At 48.1% G+C, this 19,349-nt stretch carries 21 protein-coding genes; 19 read left to right on the top strand and 2 right to left on the bottom strand.

The genetic code is table 11. From position 1 onward, the window contains the following. Positions 1-56: 56 nt before the first annotated feature. Complete coding sequence (locus DUW71_RS07345; RefSeq protein WP_119394602.1) at positions 57-809, top strand: electron transfer flavoprotein subunit beta/FixA family protein; 753 nt, start codon at positions 57-59, stop codon at positions 807-809. Continuing rightward, a complete protein-coding gene (locus DUW71_RS07350) occupies positions 806-1,720 on the top strand; it encodes an electron transfer flavoprotein subunit alpha/FixB family protein (RefSeq protein ID WP_119394603.1) in 915 nt (304 codons plus the stop codon). The genes DUW71_RS07345 and DUW71_RS07350 overlap by 4 nt, the downstream gene beginning before the upstream one ends. Before the next feature lie 38 nt (positions 1,721-1,758). Here DUW71_RS07350 and DUW71_RS07355 read toward each other — a convergent pair whose 3' ends face one another. Beyond that, positions 1,759-3,126 carry a substrate-binding domain-containing protein gene (locus DUW71_RS07355; protein WP_119394604.1) on the bottom strand — a complete coding sequence of 456 codons (1,368 nt, stop codon included), beginning with the start codon at positions 3,124-3,126 and terminating at the stop codon, positions 1,759-1,761. A 165-nt stretch (positions 3,127-3,291) separates the two neighbouring features. Between DUW71_RS07355 and DUW71_RS07360 the strand changes: the two genes are divergently transcribed. The 14 genes from DUW71_RS07360 (at position 3,292) to DUW71_RS07425 (ending at position 16,395) form a co-directional block, all read left to right on the top strand. Beyond that, entirely contained in the window at positions 3,292-5,055 is a 1,764-nt protein-coding gene (locus tag DUW71_RS07360; protein WP_119394605.1) for a sensor histidine kinase, read from the top strand. Between the two features lie 20 nt (positions 5,056-5,075). Then, complete coding sequence (gene gspE, locus DUW71_RS07365) at positions 5,076-6,572, top strand: type II secretion system ATPase GspE (protein ID WP_119394606.1); 1,497 nt, start codon at positions 5,076-5,078, stop codon at positions 6,570-6,572. Positions 6,573-6,574: 2 nt separating this feature from the next. Further along, positions 6,575-7,783 carry a type II secretion system inner membrane protein GspF gene (gene gspF, locus DUW71_RS07370; protein WP_119394607.1) on the top strand — a complete coding sequence of 403 codons (1,209 nt, stop codon included), beginning with the start codon at positions 6,575-6,577 and terminating at the stop codon, positions 7,781-7,783. Positions 7,784-7,809: 26 nt separating this feature from the next. Beyond that, the gene (gene gspG, locus DUW71_RS07375) at positions 7,810-8,211 is read left to right on the top strand and encodes a type II secretion system major pseudopilin GspG (RefSeq protein WP_119394608.1); all 402 of its coding nucleotides are present in this window, start codon (positions 7,810-7,812) and stop codon (positions 8,209-8,211) included. Next, positions 8,208-8,702 carry a prepilin-type N-terminal cleavage/methylation domain-containing protein gene (locus DUW71_RS07380; RefSeq protein ID WP_119394609.1) on the top strand — a complete coding sequence of 165 codons (495 nt, stop codon included), beginning with the start codon at positions 8,208-8,210 and terminating at the stop codon, positions 8,700-8,702. Before gspG ends, DUW71_RS07380 begins: the two co-directional genes overlap by 4 nt. Next, positions 8,692-9,063: a type II secretion system minor pseudopilin GspI gene (gene gspI / locus DUW71_RS07385; RefSeq protein ID WP_119394610.1), complete on the top strand. Its 372-nt coding sequence runs from the start codon at positions 8,692-8,694 to the stop codon at positions 9,061-9,063. The genes DUW71_RS07380 and gspI overlap by 11 nt, the downstream gene beginning before the upstream one ends. Beyond that, positions 9,060-9,803: a PulJ/GspJ family protein gene (locus DUW71_RS07390; protein WP_119394679.1), complete on the top strand. Its 744-nt coding sequence runs from the start codon at positions 9,060-9,062 to the stop codon at positions 9,801-9,803. The genes gspI and DUW71_RS07390 overlap by 4 nt, the downstream gene beginning before the upstream one ends. After that, positions 9,800-10,795 carry a type II secretion system minor pseudopilin GspK gene (gene gspK / locus DUW71_RS07395; RefSeq protein ID WP_119394611.1) on the top strand — a complete coding sequence of 332 codons (996 nt, stop codon included), beginning with the start codon at positions 9,800-9,802 and terminating at the stop codon, positions 10,793-10,795. The genes DUW71_RS07390 and gspK overlap by 4 nt, the downstream gene beginning before the upstream one ends. Before the next feature lie 14 nt (positions 10,796-10,809). Further along, complete coding sequence (gene gspL, locus DUW71_RS07400; RefSeq protein WP_119394612.1) at positions 10,810-12,021, top strand: type II secretion system protein GspL; 1,212 nt, start codon at positions 10,810-10,812, stop codon at positions 12,019-12,021. After that, the gene (gene gspM / locus DUW71_RS07405) at positions 12,018-12,530 is read left to right on the top strand and encodes a type II secretion system protein GspM (protein ID WP_119394613.1); all 513 of its coding nucleotides are present in this window, start codon (positions 12,018-12,020) and stop codon (positions 12,528-12,530) included. The genes gspL and gspM overlap by 4 nt, the downstream gene beginning before the upstream one ends. A gap of 35 nt (positions 12,531-12,565) precedes the next feature. Next, the gene (locus tag DUW71_RS07410; protein ID WP_119394614.1) at positions 12,566-13,180 is read left to right on the top strand and encodes a GNAT family N-acetyltransferase; all 615 of its coding nucleotides are present in this window, start codon (positions 12,566-12,568) and stop codon (positions 13,178-13,180) included. 5 nt (positions 13,181-13,185) lie between these two features. After that, on the top strand, positions 13,186-14,544 hold the full coding sequence (gorA, locus tag DUW71_RS07415) for a glutathione-disulfide reductase (RefSeq protein ID WP_119394615.1): 1,359 nt from the start codon (positions 13,186-13,188) through the stop codon (positions 14,542-14,544). Next, entirely contained in the window at positions 14,537-14,887 is a 351-nt protein-coding gene (locus tag DUW71_RS07420) for a nuclear transport factor 2 family protein (protein WP_119394616.1), read from the top strand. The genes gorA and DUW71_RS07420 overlap by 8 nt, the downstream gene beginning before the upstream one ends. A gap of 137 nt (positions 14,888-15,024) precedes the next feature. Next, positions 15,025-16,395: a substrate-binding domain-containing protein gene (locus DUW71_RS07425; protein ID WP_119394617.1), complete on the top strand. Its 1,371-nt coding sequence runs from the start codon at positions 15,025-15,027 to the stop codon at positions 16,393-16,395. Here DUW71_RS07425 and DUW71_RS07430 read toward each other — a convergent pair whose 3' ends face one another. Beyond that, complete coding sequence (locus DUW71_RS07430) at positions 16,396-17,262, bottom strand: DMT family transporter (protein ID WP_119394618.1); 867 nt, start codon at positions 17,260-17,262, stop codon at positions 16,396-16,398. A 142-nt stretch (positions 17,263-17,404) separates the two neighbouring features. Here DUW71_RS07430 and DUW71_RS07435 point away from each other — a divergent pair, with 142 nt between their 5' ends. Genes DUW71_RS07435 through DUW71_RS07445 form a run of 3 tightly spaced genes read left to right on the top strand, consistent with a single transcriptional unit; the run spans position 17,405 to position 19,304 of the window. Continuing rightward, positions 17,405-17,743, top strand: coding sequence for a zinc ribbon domain-containing protein YjdM (locus DUW71_RS07435; protein WP_119394619.1), 339 nt, complete (start codon positions 17,405-17,407; stop codon positions 17,741-17,743). Between the two features lie 32 nt (positions 17,744-17,775). Continuing rightward, complete coding sequence (locus DUW71_RS07440; protein ID WP_119394620.1) at positions 17,776-18,348, top strand: HD domain-containing protein; 573 nt, start codon at positions 17,776-17,778, stop codon at positions 18,346-18,348. Beyond that, positions 18,345-19,304, top strand: coding sequence for a ribonuclease Z (locus DUW71_RS07445; protein ID WP_119394621.1), 960 nt, complete (start codon positions 18,345-18,347; stop codon positions 19,302-19,304). The genes DUW71_RS07440 and DUW71_RS07445 overlap by 4 nt, the downstream gene beginning before the upstream one ends. Positions 19,305-19,349 lie beyond the last annotated feature (45 nt).

A 19,349-nucleotide genomic window follows, 5' to 3' on the forward strand; every position in this document is an offset into this window, starting at 1 on the left:
TCAGCGCGAACTACTAAACAAAAAGTACATAATCAAGGTAGGCAGAAGGTTGATCTATGAAAGCACTGGTAGCAGTCAAGCGAGTATTGGATTACAACGTAAAACCGCGCATCAAGCCAGATGGCAGCGCGATGGATCTCGACAACTTAAAGATGTCGATGAATCCGTTTTGTGAAATCGCCGTCGAAGAGGCCATTCGGCTCAAAGAAAAAGGCGTCGTGTCAGAGGTTGTCGTGGTCACCGTTGGCGATAAAAAATCGGAAGAACAGTTGCGCACCGCACTTGCTTTAGGTGCCGATAGCGCCATTCGCGTCGACAGCGAAGGTGAGCAAAGTCCGCTGACCATCGCAAAAACTTTAGCAGCGGTAGCACAAAAAGAAGCAGCTGAGCTGGTCATTATGGGTAAACAAGCCATTGATGGCGACAATAACCAAACAGGGCAAATGCTCGCAGCACGCTTAGACTGGCCGCAAGCCACGTTTGCATCTGAGGTAAGCATTAATGAAGGCAAAGCGAACGTAGTACGCGAGATCGATGGCGGGCTAGAAACGTTAGCTGTGACATTGCCGGCTGTTATTACGACAGATTTGAGATTAAACGAACCAAGGTTCGCCAAATTGCCCGACATTATGAAAGCCAAGCGCAAACCATTGGCGGTGCTGAGTTTCGACGAACTCAACATCGAGCCAAGCAATACTGTCATAGTTGAGTCTATCGAACCACCAGCACAACGCTCTGGCGGTCGCAAGGTCGCAAGCGTAGATGAGTTAGTGGATGCGTTAAAAAATGAAGCGAAGGTGATCTCATGAGTGTATTAATCATTGCCGATAGCCCAAATGAAGCCCTAGCCAAATCGGTTAAACAAACGCTCATGGCGGCCTACAAACTAGGTGGAGAGGTGACAGTCGCCATTAATGCACAAGCAGAGTCCGAAGCAGTAAAAGCATTAGCAGCCATGGCGAATGTGGCGAATATTTGGTTAGTGCCAGAGGCACGGACGGCGGAGGCCATTGTTGCGACACTTGAAGATAAATGTAATGACTTTTGCCATATTCTCGGCCCAGCAACCACCTTTGGTAAAAACGTATTGCCAAGACTCGCCGCGAAGTTGGACAAAGAAATGGTATCAGATGTGATAGAAATACTATCCGTCGACCGGTTCAAACGGCCAATATATGCTGGCAACGCCATTGCTACCGTGAAAGTTTCTGGACAGGTCATTGCAACGGTGCGCCCGACTGCATTTGATGCCTATGACGACACGGGCGATGCGGCATCAGTTGAAACACTGTCTCTAGTGGACACTGGCAAAGCACAGTTTGTCGGTTTACAAGCGCCTGAGTCTACACGTCCAGAGCTTACGCAAGCCGATATCGTGGTTTCAGGCGGGCGCGGGGTAGGGTCTGCTGAGAACTTCGCCATCATTGAAGGGTTAGCTGACAAGCTTGGTGCAGCCGTTGGTGCCTCGCGTGCAGCGGTAGACGCTGGTTATGTACCGAATGACTGGCAAGTCGGACAAACAGGTAAGGTCGTTGCACCAGACCTGTATGTCGCGGTCGGTATTAGTGGTGCCATCCAGCACCTAGCTGGCATGAAGGGCTCCAAAACAATTGTTGCGATAAATAAAGATGAAGAAGCGCCGATTTTTGAAGTAGCTGACTTTGGACTCGTGGCTGATTTGTTTCAAGCCGTTCCCGAGCTGTCAGACAAGGTAAAATAATCTGCTAAATGAAAAAAAGGGCCATGCGGCCCTTTTTTTTACTCTTTAATCCACACTTCAACTCGGTTATTGCGATCACTTGCTGGCCCTTGGGCGACGGGGTTTAGGGAACCATAACCGGTAATTGCTTTGGCTCGAATGCCGTATTCACGCAAGGCTTTGCGCACCGCTAGTGTGCGAACCTCACTAATCAGAATTGCTCTCGATTCATCACCAATCGCATCAGAAAAGCCAAACAGCATAAGCTCTCGGTCTTGGTTTTCGGGTTTTTGCATAAATTCAGCAACGCGGCGCAAATCTACCAAGGCTTTGTTGTCGAGTTGGCGCTCTTCGCCAACAAAGCGAAAGTTTACTGATAAACGTTCAGCACGACCGACTAGGCGGCGATAGCCATCTGGCATATCGGAAAATACAGGCTGAGGTAACTTGATGATATTTTGTGAAACAAAGCCAACGCGCTCAACAACATCCTGACCGGCTTGGGAAGCGGCAAACTCAAGGAACTCTGAAACGTGTGGATTGTTACGTTCGGTTGTATAAAGGTAGAGGCGACGCGAAAGTGGGTAATCCTCTGCCGCGATCAAGATACGCTCTGGGCTCATGGCAATTGTGCCGATATCTTTTACAGCCAATGCCTTGGCTTGCCCAACCGTGGCTACCGCCGTGAACCCAATGGAACCAGGCAGGCTCGCCACTTGCTGGCTGAGTACCTCGTTAGACTCATAGCGCTGGGCCTGCTCAGACAATTCGTATCCACGGTCTAACACCATGCTTTCAAAGCTGTCATAAGTACCAGAGTTACCATCACGCGCATGAATGCTAACCGGTAAATTTGGTAATTGATATTCTGGAAAGTTGTCTTGTAGGTCGCGCCAGTTGTTAATTTCGCCAGAAAACAACTTGCCCAGCACATCAACATCAATGTAATCCATCGGCAAGCTTGGATGTACAACAATCGCTAGTCCATCAATGCCCACAACGTGCTCTGACCGCGAACCAGTCATATCAAACTCAGGAAACTTAGCCGCTTCCGTTGACTTGATAGGTCGCGACGCTGCAGCAATATCTATCTCGTTGTTGGCTAAACCAACGAAGCCAGTGCTTGAACCATGTGCTGCAATATGGGCACGCACCACAGAGCCATTGCGAGTCGTACCGGTTACAAACACCTCATTTTCGATGCCAGAAGGTTGAATGCGCAGGTTTTCAATGCCTTTTGCCTTCATATATTCTACCATCATGTTTGGTAGCAGGTCGGCGCCTAGCGTATTAGAGCCGGCCAACTTTAAAATAGTGCCATCACGGCTCGTGGCAAGTGTTTGCTCAATTGGCGAAATTGCAGCGATGGCGGATGTGCTATATAACAATGAAATTATCGTAATAAATCGTAAAATGGTGGCGCGCATAACTACCCCTCAGATCAGTTTGCGCGAAGTTTAGATGGCCTTTGTTACAAAGATGTTTCGGCCTCACGAAAAAGAAATATAAATGCAATGATACGGTCACATTTCAAGCAAAAGTGGCGCTAGCCCACCTATCATGCAGACAATCATAGATGGAGCGTCAACCAAATGGCTTGGTTTTTTGCACAAGATGACAAGGTAATGCGTGAAAGGCAGTGGATTGAGCGCATCGATAGTGAAATGTCGTCACGCTCGCAAGCTGGTGCGTTTAGTTTTGTATTAATTTTATTGGTTTCTGGTTTCTTTCACGAGCAAAGTTATCGCGAGAACTTACTCATTCTGGTCTTCGGCTCATTGTTGCTCGTATTAGGTGCGGCAAGGGTCTATTGGACTTGGCAGTTTGAAAGCCTGCATGGGCGAGGGGCGACCTATTGGCGCGACCGATTCTTTTTACTGACGCTCGTTAATGCTGCCACGTGGAATCTATATGTCATTCTCACTCTGCTGACCACAGAGCTGACACTTTCTGTTGTACTGATATTAGTTTACCAAGCTGCGATCGCCGGTGGTGCGGCCATGCTGTACTCGCCATTCCCTAAATTTGGCCGAATTTACATTTCCTTACTACTGCTACCGCCAGCACTTACCTTGCTAACCTGGTGGAATGAAGAGGGGATCGCGCTAGCGGGGCTTTACTTACTACTGTTTGGTTATCTTATGCGAGAGTATAAGGTGATGACCGATAGCTTTTGGCGCAACTCGATAGAAAAGTTCAAGATGAAAGCTGAAATTGGTTTGCTCAAGAATGAAACCATTCAACGCGATCACCGGCAAAACTTGTCTAACCAGCTCGTTAAGGGCCTAGTGAGGATGATTTCCACCCCGTTGACTGGTTTGCTAGGGTTTATTTCATTGATAGAAAAGTCACCAAATGGTTCAGATCAAACGCAGTTGATTGCATTAGCGAGTCGATCAGGCCAATCATTAATAGATTTGTTATCCGACATTGAAGCCTATTCGGCGCTGCGCAACCAATCTCTGAAAATGCACCGAGCACCTTTTAACTTAAGTCGTTTGATTGAGGGCGTTATGGAATCGGCAGGCCCTGAGGCGCACAATAAGGAGGTGGAGCTGAGTTATTTGCACGACTTTGATGTACCCGAGCGATTAGTGGGTGATGGCCCTCACTTGAGCACCATCTTATCCAACTTTTTATCGATGGCGATTCAATCTTGTCGCCCGGGTGAGCTCAGCGTAAAAGTTTCTAGTTTTGAACGGTCAGATTCACCTCATTTGCGGATTACCATGCGTGTACCGCATGACCCAGAAGAAGGATTAGAACAAGAAATCATTCAAGCGCGCCAACAAATTGCTGCTAATAGTGGTGATGAAGAGCTTGCCATGCGGAACCTCAGCTTAACGGTTAGCTTGCGCTTGTTGACCTTGATGGGCGGTGATGTTGATATTCGTAACCGCGATGAAGACTTGCTAGAGCTAGTATTGGTAATGCCATATGAACTGAGCAGCCAACAAGATAAAAGCTTCAAACCATCGCGACAATTGCATGGCCACAAAGTTGCATTAGTGGGTTTACCGCCAAAAGGAAGTAAAGCTTTGCGAAATGAGTTGCAAAGTTGGCAGCTAGACGTTGATTGTCTGGAGACGATCGAGCAAATTCGACCTAATCGAGGTTACGATTTTGTTTTGTTAAACTTCCCTGTGTCTGAACATTCCGAGGAATTGCAGCAACGTTATGAGGAAGCCTTCACAAAATCTGAGCAAGAAGGATGGCAACTTCTAGCGTATTGTAGTTTTGTGCATCAGCAGCACTTCAGTGAGCGCTGCCCGCAATTAAAAACTGTGCCAAAACCCGTGTCGCGTCGATTGCTGCATTCAGCATTGCTTTCTGCGCTAGAAGAAAATGAAAACTAGGAAAACGGCGAGTAGTAATAATGACCGAAACCACAGTGCAATCGAACCAACATTTTGAACTTTCGTTTTCCTATGCAAGGCGTAACCAAGTGGTCGTTGAAGGTATTACAGATGGTCGAATCCAGCTAGCCTGCACTGCCCAAACACCAATACACGCGATTTTAGAATGCCAACGCTTAAGTGGCATGACAGCAAATGTGAATCGCTTAGCGAATGAAGCGTTCGACCAGCTGCTCAACGAGCGCTATGCCAATCGTGGTTCGGAAACCATGCAAGCGGTGGAAGGCATTGGCGATGACTTAGACCTTGGCTCAATTGCCGATGCGGTGTCAAACACAGAAGACTTGCTTGAGCAAGAAGATGATGCGCCCATTATTCGATTAATTAACGCCATTTTATCAGAAGCGATCAAAGAACAAGCCTCGGATATTCATATTGAAACCTATGAGCGCCAATTGTTAGTGCGCTTTCGTGTTGATGGCGTGCTGCGCGAGGTATTGCAACCAAGGCGAGCATTGGCTCCTTTGTTGATCTCTCGTATTAAGGTGATGGCAAAACTGGATATTGCTGAAAAGCGCGTGCCGCAAGATGGTCGCATTCCATTGCGTGTAGCGGGTAGGGAAGTAGATGTGCGGGTATCAACCCTGCCATCAAACCATGGTGAACGCGTGGTAATGCGCTTGTTGGATAAACAAAGCAGCAAGCTCGATCTAGCGCAACTTGGGTTAGCTCAGGACGATCTAGCACGACTTCGCACCATGATTTCACGCCCACACGGGATTATCCTCATTACCGGCCCAACGGGTTCTGGTAAAACCACCACATTGTATGGCGCCTTAGGCGAGCTGAACGACCAAACACGCAACATTTTGACCGTCGAAGATCCTATTGAGTACAGCATTCCAGGCATTGGCCAAACACAGGTCAACACCAAGGTGGAAATGACCTTTGCGAAAGGCTTGCGTGCGATATTGCGCCAAGACCCAGACGTGGTAATGATTGGTGAAATTCGTGACCGCGAGACTGTAGAAATTGCCGTGCAGGCATCGCTTACCGGTCACTTGGTGCTATCGACGATTCACACGAACAGTGCCGTGGGTGCGATTACCCGCCTGCAAGATATGGGCATTGAACCCTTCTTGCTGTCTTCAAGCCTAGTTGGCGTGTTAGCTCAGCGCTTAGTGCGAACCCTTTGCCCATCGTGTAAAGAAGGCAAGCCTGCAACGGCCATTGAATGTAATCATTTAGCCGTTGACCCGAACAGCCCACCTACGATTTATCACCCAACCGGTTGCGAAGATTGCAATCATACCGGTTATCGCGGCCGAATGGGCTTGTACGAACTCGTCGTAGTTGACGATGAAATGCGCCAGCTTATTCACGATAATGCCGGTGAGCTTAAAATGAATGAGTCGGCTCGCCGTCAAACACCGTCTATTTCACAAGATGGTTATAACAAGGTGCTTGCAGGTATTACCACGCTAGAAGAAGTTCTACGCGTAGCGCGGAGTCAATAACCATGGCAGCGTTTAACTATGTAGCCGTAGATAGCAAAGGCAAAGCCAAAAAGGGCGTATTAGAAGCCGATAGCCCACGTCAAGTTCGCCAGATGCTGCGCGAAAAGGGATTGCTGCCAACCGATGTTGAGCAAGCCAAAGAAAAGTCCAGCAGCTCTGGCTTAAGCTTGTTCACGCCCACACTTAAAGTGGCACAGTTGTCCTTGATTACTCGCCAGCTATCAACATTGGTGATGTCGGGCTTACCACTTGAAGAGTGCTTAAATGCTGCAGCAGAGCAGGCGGAATCGGCGCGTATTCGTTCGATGCTTATGGCAGTGCGCTCGAAATTATTAGAGGGTTACACCTTAGCTGACAGCCTAGCTAATTTCCCTCGTGCTTTTCCGAAGCTGTATCGCTCAACTGTTTCTGCAGGTGAACAGTCTGGTAACCTTGGTTTAGTGCTGGATCAGCTAGCGGACTATGTAGAAAGCCAAAACGAAACCCGCAGTAAAATCCAAAATGCCTCGATTTATCCGGCAATTTTGCTTACCGCCGCCATTGGTGTATTGGTGTTTTTGCTTACCACCATTATTCCTAAACTTACAACTTCTCTGTCTTCCAGTGGTCGTGAGTTACCGGCGGCGACCCAGTTTGTATTGGCGGTATCGGGGTTTTTGACCAATTGGTGGTGGGCATTACTTATTGGGATTTTTGCGGCTGTTGTCTCATTTTGGCTTTGGAATCGAGCTGAAAGTCGCCGGTTTAAAACCCATCGGTTGCTACTTAAGCTGCCATTAATCGGCAAAATGGCAAAAGGATTTAATACATCACGCTACGCATCAACGCTGGCTATTCTAACCTCCAGTGGTGTGCCACTCGTTGATGCGATGCGGATTGCCGAAGAAGTGATTGAAAATTTACCGATTCAAAAAGCGATGCATGAAGCTGCACGTAAAGTGAGTGAGGGTGGCAGTTTATCCATTGCTTTGAAAGAAAGTGGTTATATGCCACCGATGATGGTTCATATGGTTGCCTCTGGCGAGCGCAGTGGTGAGGTGGATGCAATGTTGGCACGCGTGGCCGATTCGCAAGAGCGCAGCCTAAAAGATTTAATTGGTGTATTAGTAAGCTTGTTTGAGCCGGCCATGATGGTCATTATGGGCGGCATGGTGATGTTGATTGTGTCTGCGGTCATTATGCCTATCATGCAAGCATCACAAGTTGGATAAAAGAAAACATTTGGAGAAGTAACCCAATGCGAATGCAAAAAGGCTTTACCCTAATTGAACTATTAGTGGTGCTGGTGATTTTGGCAATGTTAGCAGGCGTGGTAGTTGCCAACTTTGCTGGCGAAGACTACAAAGCAGCGCAAAAAATTGTACAGAGTGATTTTAGTACGATTGAAGGCAGCTTGAAGCGTTTCCGCCTCGATGTGAAGCGTTATCCTAATACCAATGAAGGGTTAGAAGCCTTGGTCAACAACCCTGGCATCAACAACTGGGGTGGTCCTTATCTGGATCAGCTGCCAACTGACCCTTGGAACAATGCCTACGACTACGAGTTAAATGGCAACAACTTCCGAATTATTTCATATGGCGTAGACGGTGAAGTAGGCGGCGAAGAAGAAAACGCTGACCTATTTAGCGACGCACAATGAAGCAAAGCGGCTTTACTTTAGTTGAGCTGCTGGTAGTGATTGCCATTATTGCTGCCATGGCGGGGGTAGCCGTGGTAGCGATTCCAAACCCCAATCCTAGCAAAGCCATTAGCCAAGAAGCGCAACGGTTCAGTGATGAGTTTGCCATCATTCAAGACCGCGCGTCGGCTGAACAACGTGTATATGGCTTGGTCATCAATAGCTCGGGGTTTGAGTTTAAGGTGGTTGAAAGCTGGACTGAAGGCAATAGCGTAACGCTGCCAGAGCCAGTTTGGGAAGACGCATTTGATTTCGAGTGGCGAGAAGACGTGCAAATTAGTGGCGCAGTCACTAGTGCCCTAGATTCCCCAACGGTACTGATTACACCAGATGGCTTTTATCAGCCAGAATTTGAGTTAACCATGTCTGCGCCACCAAGATGCAGTGGTGTTGACTTTGCCATCGTAGGAAATGGATATAACGCCCCGCAGGTGATGTTTGATGAATGCTAAACAGCGCGGTTTCACGCTCTTTGAAGTGCTCATTGCGCTTGTCGTCTTTGCAATGGTTGCAGGCACCATGTCACTTGCCATTGAAGGCGCCACAAACAGCGCCATGGGCTTGGAGCAACGTGTTTACGCTCGCTGGGCGGCAGAGGACACCATGGCAAAAATTCGCTTAGGTCAGATTCCCGCCGAGTCTGCAACCAGTGAACTGCCTTTTGCTGGTTATACCTTTCAGGTAGTTGTGACATCCTATGATGCGATTAGCGCAACCTATGCCGATGTACTTAAACGGGTACGAGTGGATGTACAAATGCCAGACAACCCCGACTTCAACCTGCATTCTTTGGTTGGGCTGGTAGTAAAATGAAACAGCAAGGCATCACCTTAATTGAACTATTAATTGCGCTAGTAATCGCTGTGAGCATTGGCGTTGCAGCGGTTGTGTTGCTAGACAGCGCAGTCGGGTTAGAAGAACAGATTGAAGATCAAACACGCACCGTGTCGCAACTCGATGCAACTTTTCGCCAGTTGTCACAAGGCTTTAGCCAAACCGTTCAACAACGACCAGTCATGCGCACGTTCGGGCGCGAGCCCGCGGTGAAGCTTTTTGAAAACCAACTCACGCTAGTACAAAATGGCTGGCAACAATTGCCCAATGATGAGCGCCCAAGATCCAGTATGCGCCGCGTTAACTATAGACTGGTTACCCCCTGTCCGAATAAGCCTGCACCAGAGGTAGTCAATGAAGATGCGCCCCAATACGGCTGTATTGTACGCACCATTAGCACTCAGTTAGATACCGATGACGTAGCATTAGATAGCTTTGTTGTTCCTGCTTACGGTGAGCGCACAAACATCTCAGAAGGCATTCAAGTTCAATACCTAGTTGAAGACGTGCAAGCCTGGGGAGTAACTTTGTTGACCAGTGATGGCCTGAACCTAAATAGTGTTAACGAATTTCCACCGGTTGAGTTAGATGTCCCTGTTCCGCCAATTGTAGGCGTAGAGGTGTTAATCAATCACCGTGTACTGGGCAATATCAAGCGCACATTTTATGTGGGCCAAGGTTTTCAAGATTTCCAAGCGTTACCGGAGCAAGCATCATGAAACAGCGCGGGGTAGTGCTCATTCAGGTGCTCGTTATCTTCGCGGTGGTCGCAGCCATTGCCGCAGCCATGGTTTATCAGCAACAAGTACAAATTGGTCGTATGGAAGCACAAAGCGGCTGGTCGCAACGCCAACAATGGTTAGAGTCTGGCGAAGCCATTGCAGTGGTAACCTTAGAGAAAGAAGAAAACCGTAAACTTACCGCTGAGCATGCACTGGTGGCAGAGCCTCTTGGGCCCCTTGAGCTAATATTCGACGAAAATCTGGATCCTGATGGCGACCTATATCTTTATTTTTTCGACCAATCGAGCAAATTAAACCTAAATTGGTTGCTGCCCAATCATCCTTTTAGGGAACGCGCGAGTGCTGCTTTGGAAGAATTGGTTCGACAAGCCGATATCAGCGACTCGCTCTTGGCTAGTAACATCGTCGGCTGGGTAGACGAGAACAGCCCGACAATGACCTATTATACTGGTCGAGATGAGCCATATCGCAACTCAGGCGTTGCATTTGCCGATTTGTCGGAACTCAAACTGGTCGAAGGCATGGATAACGAGCGGTACAATCAGCTTGTACCCTATGTTGCTGCGCTACCTGCAGATAGCAAACTGAATATTAACGGTGTGAACGAGACCGTTTGGCGCGCACTGGTTCCCGAGGTAGACTTCGGTTTGATTGAAACCATTCGAACAGTAGATGGTGTTGAAGTCGAAACCATACTAGAAGGGCAGGAAGACGAAATCCGCGAAAAGTTCCCACAAGAACTGCTAACCAGTCACAGTAGCTACATTCGAGCCGTGACAGTGATTGGGCCGAGTGGAACAATCGACGATACAACAGATGGAACCGTTCAACGAATTTATACCCGTACCAGCTTGTTAAAGTGGACGGAAGACGAACCGGTGCAGGTACTTCGCCGGCGCAATGGGCTCGATGAGCCATTGCAAATAGGAGACGATACCCTAACGACAGGGTTCGCAGAATTATTTTAACGATAGGACAGACCATGGCTGATCGCCTTTCAATAGAGCTACAGGCAGATTTACAGCATGTGCGTTGGTACCTAATCGGCGACCGAGTCACCGAAGGCCAGTGCCATATCGACGAGCTTGCAGAGCAATTACCCAAAGCCGGCCTACCAACACTTGTGTTATGGCCAATGGAACAAGCATCGGTACATCAGGTAACCATTCCACCCGGTCAGCAGCGTAATTTAGCTCGAATTTTGCCATTTGCTATTGAAGAGTACTTGGCCCAAGACATCGATCAAGTTCATTTAGTACCATTGGCTGGTAAACCCGACAGTGGGCTCCTGCCCGTAGCAGTCGTTGATAAGAGCCGATTGCAGGCGGTATTGACTCAGTTAGATGAGCAGAAGATTACACTACGCCGTGTTGAGCTATTAAGCGAGGCCTACAAGCGCCACACAAACATCCCAGCATTATTGCTTGCCCAAGACGATGCCATTTGGTTAGCGCAGATGAGCTTTCGAGGGTTACCCGAGTTGGCCATTCAACAAGCTTTGGCTACCAACGACCAAGCCGTGCACCTTGTCGTCGACGATGAAACGCTAGCGCTGGAAGTTGAAAGTGAGTTTGCCGCTGCCGAACAGCCAATTGAGCGCGCGCCAGACAGTTTTGATGACTTACATAAGCTTGCCGTAACCACTGCCGTTGCACCCTCAACCGTAGGTAATTTTCTGCAAGGAGAGTTTGCGCGCCAGAGTCAGAGCCCACTGCAAGGTTTGCCGTGGAAACCTTTTGTTGGTGCAGCCGCCTTATTGTTCGCTGTATCAACGACGCATTTGGTCATCGAAGCTGTTACGGCTAGTCGTCAGGCCGCGGCCTACGACATAGCCATCGAAAGTACCTTTACGCAAGCCATGGGTGATGAGGTTCGTTTCCGTCCTCAACGGTGGCGTCAGCAAATTGAACAAGTACTCTCGGCACAAGGTGAAGGAGACGCCTCGGGGTTTATTCCCATTTCTCGTGCAGTGAGCAAAGTATACTCACAAGTGCCAGGGCTAACCCTATCGCGCTTACGCTATGCAGACACGCGAGATCAGTTAAGTTTTGTTGTAGAGGGAAGCAACTTGGCCCAAATTGAAGCCTTTGAGCAAGCGCTAAAGTCAGAGTCGTTATCTGTAGAGCGGACAATTGAACAACGCCAGGGCCGTTCAGTAGGCAGCTTTACGATTACAGGAGCAGCAGGCCGATGAAAAAGATTAGTAATCATCCAACCATTGTTGCATTGCGCAGTAAATTCGATGCTCTACCATCTCGCGATCAGCGTGCCGTCAGCCTACTTGCCATTGCATTAGTGCTAGGGGGCGCCTATTTTGGTGTTTATTACCCAATACAACAATGGCACAAAGAAGCGGTTTCAGATCAAACAGACACTTTGGCTGACTATCAGTGGCTGCAAGATAGAGCAGGCCGGGTCATGGCCATTCAACAGGGCAATCAGCAAGGTCAAGCCAACACGCGTGACCAGAGTTTATCGTCCATTGTGTCACAGTCGGCAAACTCGGCTAGTATTCAATTAGCGAGCTTGGAGTCGTTAGACGACAATCGTGTGCGCATTCGTGTGCAAAACGGCCAAATGGATGCCATTATGGTCATGCTAGGGGGCCTAGCTCTGACGGCCGGCGTCAATATTTCTCAGGTATCGATCGATCAAGGCAGTGAACCTGGGCTGGTTAACGCCAACGTCGACCTTAGTCGCTAGGCAGTTATTCATCGCTCGGTTAGGAGCGTGTGATCATGCCACAAGTCAGGTTATTAACGGACGAGCACTTTAGCCAAGTGCTTACCGTACTTGTTTCTGCTTATCGCGAAGACCCAATCTTTAAAACGTTACTACACGCTGAAAAACCTGAGTTCCAGCGCAGGTTGCGTGCAACCATACGCGAGCTTTTGGTCCGCCATTTGGCCGAAGGAGATCCGATCTTCGGCATTCAAGACGAGCAAGGCGAAATTACCGCCTGTGGTTGCATTACCGCACAATCACTTAAATCTGAAGTCTCTGGTAGCTGGTTATGGCGCCTTAAAATGCTAACCACAGCTGGGATAGGTGCAACAACAGAATTTTTACAATACATCGACCAAATTGATGCGTACATACCAAGCTACCCGCATAGACTCCTTACTTTGTTTGCGGTAGAAAAGGGCCATCAACATCAGGGGTTAGGGGTGCAACTAATGGACAGCATTGTCCAGTTTTGCATTGAAGACGAAGCCTCGTCGCACCTCTATTTGGTGAGCGACATGCAAAACCAAACATTTTTCGACCAATTTGAGCCAATTAAAGTGAAGTCAATTGCTCAACTTGACAATGTTGAAGCCCAATTAATCAAACTCAAAACAGAAGCCTACTAATTATTATGAGTAAATTTGACTACGATCTCTTTGTTATCGGCGCTGGTTCTGGCGGTGTGCGAGCAGCTAGAACCGCGGCAAACCTAGGTGCAAAAGTTGGGGTGGCCGAAGGTCGCTTCTATGGTGGTACCTGTGTGAATGTAGGCTGTGTTCCGAAGAAACTTTATGTCTATGCCTCAGATTTTGCCCATCGCTTTGCCGAGGCTCGTGGGTTTGGCCATCAACTACATGAGCGCAGCTTCGACTGGGGCACGTTAAAAGCAGCAAAGGACAAAGAGATCAGTCGACTGAACGGGATTTATGAACGACTGCTAGAAAATTCTGGCGTCGACCGCCACTGGGGTTACGCTAAGTTTGTCGATGCCCATACATTAGATGTAGAAGGCAAGCAGGTCACTGCCAAAAATATCATTATCGCCACCGGCGGTACGCCAATGATGCCAACCATCCCAGGTGGTGAACACATCAAGCAAAGTGACGACATGTTTACCCTTGAGTCGCTGCCAAAATCCGTACTGGTAATTGGCGGTGGCTATATCGCGCTTGAGTTTGCTGGCATATTTAATGGTTTAGGTGTTGAAACCCACCTAGTGCACCGAGGTGATCACGTACTGCGTGGGTTTGATGAGGATGTTCGCCCATTTGTACAAGATCAGGTTGCGAACCGTGGCATTAACTTGCATATGAGCCGAACAGTCGAATCGGTAGAAAAACAAGCCGACAACCGCTTATTGGTCAGACTCAACAGCGGCGAAACCCTCACGGTTGATGATATCTTCAGTGCTACCGGCCGACTACCAAATACTGGCAACCTTGAACTAGAAAAGCTCGGTATTAAAACAACAAGCCGTGGGGCCATTGAAGTCAATGAGCATTACCAAGTGGCGGAACACAGCCATATTTTCGCCGTTGGTGATGTCATTGACCGTATTGCTTTAACGCCAGTAGCGCTGGCTGAAGGCATGTTTGTTGCCAATATGCTATTTGGCAGTTCGGCAAGGCGCGTTAACTACAATGCCGTGGCCTCAGCGGTATTCTCTCAGCCTGAAGTAGCAACCTGTGGTGCAACAGAATCACAAGCGCGTCATCAACACGTTCATGTTGATGTGTATGAGTCCAAGTTCCGCCCGATGTCGCACACGCTCAGTGGCAACCCTGAGCAATGCTACATGAAGCTAGTAGTGGATCGTGCCACCCAGCAAGTGCTTGGTGCCCATATGGTAGGAGAACATGCTGCAGAGATCATGCAGGGTATTGCCATTGCCATTCAAATGGGTGCAACAAAACAACAGTTCGATGCCACCATTGGCATTCACCCTAGTGCTGCCGAAGAGTTTGTAACGATGAGAACACCGCGTGACTAAATCTGAGTTTGAAACACTACTGGAGGCCTATAACAGGGCCTTCACCGGCAAAGACTTGTCTGCTTTACAGGAGATGTTTGCTCATGACATCGTTTGGCATGCCATTGGGCAGCAACAATTAATTGGCGTTGAAGCGGTTTTTGCAGGCATTAAGCAGTCGCCGGAATTACAGTCAATAACAGTTGAATCCCGCTTTATTGAAATGGGACATAGCGCACAGTTTGGATTTTTACTGACAAAAAGTGGCGAAAAGTACCATTTTGCGGACAGATACACGCTAAATGAACGCAATCAAATTTGTGAAATTCAATCTATTATCGCATTTGATTTGATACAAAACTAAACATAACGTCAGTAAAGTGACGAAAGGTTCACTATTCTCGAACTATCTAGCATGCATTTGTGTACATATTATGTCAGTTAATTGAATTTATTTTAAAACTCCATATATTGCCGCCCCATAAGTATAGGGGAGCAACAATGAAGAAACTTTTTTTAAGCTTTGCAACCGGTTTGCTAAGCTTTGCCGCCACGGCAGCACCGGTTCAACCAATTGAACAAACCATCACCAACCAAACAGATGGGTATATTCTGCGTATTACCGGCTCAAGTACGTTAGGTAAGGAGCTCTTACCTAACCTAGTAGAGCAGTATTTACAGGCTAAACAAGTGCAGAACATAGACCGAATCGCCATGGGGCGAGAACAGTCGTCATTGATTCGTGGTACCACACCTAGTGGCGCTTCAGTTAATGTTCTCGTGGAAGCCAAAGGCACAAGCACAGGTTTCTCAGCGTTAATTAATGACACCACTGATATTGCCGCCGCATCACGTCGTGTGACAGATGATGAGAATGCTCGTTACGCCACATCTGACTTAACAACTTCTCAGTTCGAGCATATTATTGGATTAGATGGCTTAGCCATGGTGATCAACCAAAACAACCCAGTTAGCCAATTATCGATAGACGAAATTGGCAAAATTTACGCTGGTGAAATCAGCAACTGGTCACAACTTAGTGACAAATACCCAGAGTTAAATGGTTTTAGCGGCCGCATCACTGTTCTGGCTCGCGACGATGCTTCGGGCACTTTTGAAACCTTCGACAATTTGGTGTTGGAGCGTGGTTATCGATTAGCTGACAGCGTTCAGCGCTTCAACTCAAACGGCCAAATTACGCAAGCGGTTGAAACTGATACCATGGCGATTGGATTTACCTCAGTTGCTGATACAGGTAATACACGCCCATTACCGGTTACAGATGGTGCAACCACACCACTAACAGCGGAAAAAATGTTTATTGCGTCAGAAGACTACCCTTTAACCCGCCGTTTGTACTTGTACACTGGGACCAGTGCCAACGTACATGTACGCGAGTTTATTGAGTTTGTAGCCAGCACACAGGGGCAAAGCACCGTTGACCGAGTTGGGTTCATCTCGCAAAACATCGAAAAGTTGCCACAAGCTATCACTGCTGATATGCCGACTGGATACCTGCAGTTAGTAGGCCGTGCTGAGCGTTTGTCGTTAAACTTCCGCTTCACCGGTGACAGTCGCCAGTTGGACTCGAAAGCTGAGCGAGACATGTCTCGTTTGGTGGCTTTTATGCAGCGTCCAGAGAATCAAAACCGTGAACTCATGTTGTTTGGCTTCGCCGCAGACCAAGGCGATGAAGAGCGTGCCCGGCTGCTTTCAGAAGTACGCATGTTGGCCATTCGAAAAGAGCTGCGAAAGTATGGCATTCGTGCCGATGCAGTTAAAGGCTATGGTTCACTCAACCCGGTTGCTAGTAATGATAATCCTATTTCTGCGGATCGCAACAACCGTGTAGAAGTGTGGATTAAAGAGTAGTTAAGCGAAAGCAATGACTGCCACACCAACTAAACCAAGCGCCAGCGCAACAACCTGGCGCTTTGTTGGTTTTAGACCCAGGGCTAGGGCAATTAAGATGGCAAATAATGGACTCGTTGCGAGCAAGGTCTGAGCAAGGCCTGCAGGTAATAGGTCTAGGCTCCACTGCAACATAAAAACCCCTAGCACGGTGCCTAACAGAATGGCTGTAAACAGCTTGCTGCTTTGCTGAACATTGAGTGTTTGCCAGCGAACCTTGCGACCAGCTAACGTCATTGCCAACAGCGCAAGCAAAGCAAATATCAACCCACCCAGTAGTCGCCACATTGCAGAATCTAGTACCGGTAGGTCGGTAGATGTTAAGTAGTATCGCGATATCAGTGCGCCCGTTGCCTGGCAAGCGGCTGCTACCAACGTTAACGCAACGCCAGTTAAATCGAGTGACTGGCTTTTGCGCCAGCCAATGGCGATGTCTGTCGCCAAAATCACCAATACAATCCCTACATAGTGCAGTAGAGATAAGGTCTCACTCAAAAACAGCCAACCCAAGGCAATCACTACAATCGGCGCCATTGTCTCAGCCAATAACAAGGTGTTTTGCTCGCCCATTCGCTTAAGTGCAGCGAATAGAGCCGTATCGCCAATACCGATACCAATGAACCCACTGATGATTAGCACCACCAACGTTAAACCTTCTACGCTAGCTGAACCTGGAATGGCCAGCATGAGCAATGCGAGTGCCACAACCGCTACTAGGTTTTTAGTTAAATTGAGGAGTATCACCGACCACTGTTGCGCGCTATGTCCATAAAATCTTGCCGATAAAGCCCAGAAAAACGCTGCCATCAGCGCAACCGCAATACCCATTTCACTTAATCCAATTAGTTTCGATCGTTGGCGCAATATAACAAAGGCCGCCGGTAAGCCCCTTTAGAAAGGTCAAAAAACTAGCCACTAAAGTGTCAACAAAGTACTATCTCGGGCAAACTTACCTTACCAAGTGGTTATTATGTCTTTGCCGAACTGCCCAAAATGTGAATCTGAATATGTTTATCAAGATCAAGCAATGCTAATTTGCCCAGAATGCGCTTACGAGTGGAACCCAAACGACACGTCAGAAGACGACGATGTTTTTGTTGTAAACGATTCCAACGGCACTCAGCTAGAAGCGGGTGACAAGGTAACCTTTATTAAAGATTTAAAGGTGAAAGGGAGTTCGCAAGTGTTAAAAGTTGGCACAAAAGCCACCATTAATCGCATTATTGAGGGCAAAGATCATGAACTTGACTGCAAGCTTTCAACTGGCGGCGAAATGATGGTGACGGCAAAATTTGTTAAAAAAGCATAGCCCTTTGACCTAACCGCAGAAGGAGACGGACGTTGAGTCAACAGTCGATCATCGAACTTGCATTAGAGTTAGACAAGTTAAAGTCAGTTTATCGAAAGAGTATCATTACTAGCGGCGAACGCTACGAGAACTCTGCAGAACATAGCTGGCACCTAGCGATGACCATCATGGGCTTCGCTAATTACCTGCCACCCGAGGTAAATATTAATCGCTGTGTTCAAATCGCCTTATGTCATGACTTATGTGAAGTAGGGGCTGGTGATGTTTGCCTTTACCACGACCAAACCGGTAAGCACGAGCGAGAACTCGACTACATGAACGCCTTCATGGCGCGTTTTCCCTCCTTTGGCAGCCAAGCGAAGGACTGTTGGCAAGAGTATGAAGATCAACAAACGCTCGAAAGCCAATGGGTAAGCGTTTTTGACCGATTATTGCCATTTACCTTAAACATTGCCACCGAAGGCCGCACCTGGCGCGAGCAAAAAATCACCCCAGATATGGTGCGCAATAAGCATGCCTTTATTGCCGATATTGCGCCCGAGCTTCATCAGTGGATGTTAGGTGAACTAGAAACAGCCGTAGCAAACGGTTGGTTTGAGCAGTGAAAATACTCTTTTTAGGCACATCCTCTGGTGTGCCAAGTAAACAGCGCAATGTTACTGGCATTGCCCTGCGCGAAGAAAAGGGCAAAGGGTGGTATTTAATCGACTGCGGTGAGGCGACTCAGCATCAAATCCTGCATACCAAGTTATCTGTGGTCGCCCTAAAGGCTATTTTCATCACACATATCCATGGCGACCACTGTTATGGACTGCCGGGCCTTTTGGCCAGCGCTGCTATGACAGGGCGAACGGAACCATTAACGATCATCGCGCCGAAAGAGATTGAAAGCTGGATTAACGCAACCCGTGAGTTTACCCAGCTTTATTTGCCGTTCGAGCTTAAATTTATTGACGCGCACACCCTACCTGAAATAGACGTGGATGCGTTCAATGTGACCACTCATGCGCTGAGCCATCCAGTACCGTCTTATGGCTACCGTTTCAGTGAGCGCAACATTGCCAGCAAGCTTGATTTTGCCAAGCTTGCAGTCGACGGTATTCCAAAAGGCGAGCTATACGGAAAAATAAAGCGCGGTGAAAATGTGGAGGTGCATGGGCGTACGTTGATTGCCTTGGACTACCTGATAACGGACACATCACCACGCACAATTGTTATTGCTGGCGATAACGGTGATCCTACATTGCTCAGCCAAGCTGCCAGCAATGTCGACGTCCTCGTCCATGAGTCGACCTACACCAAAGACATTGCTATGAAGGTTGGCGATCAGTACGGCCATAGTTACGCAGAGTTGGTTGCAAGCTTTGCCGAGCAAGTAGGCGTAAAAAACCTAATTTTAACGCATTTTAGCCCACGCTATCAGCCACACCCAGATGCCAAGCCATCCATTTTCGATATTGAGCAGGAAGCACGCAAGCACTACGCAGGCCGGCTGTTTTTGGCAAAAGACTTCGCCGAGTTCACAGTAGCGAAAGATGGCGTGCTCAGCGCCGTAGAATAGTGAAGCGCCTTAAGTCACTCCCGCGAAGGCGGGAGTCTAGGTGCC

Origin of the sequence: Salinibius halmophilus, from assembly GCF_003577475.1 — a bacterium.
GTDB lineage: Bacteria > Pseudomonadota > Gammaproteobacteria > Pseudomonadales > Natronospirillaceae > Salinibius > Salinibius halmophilus.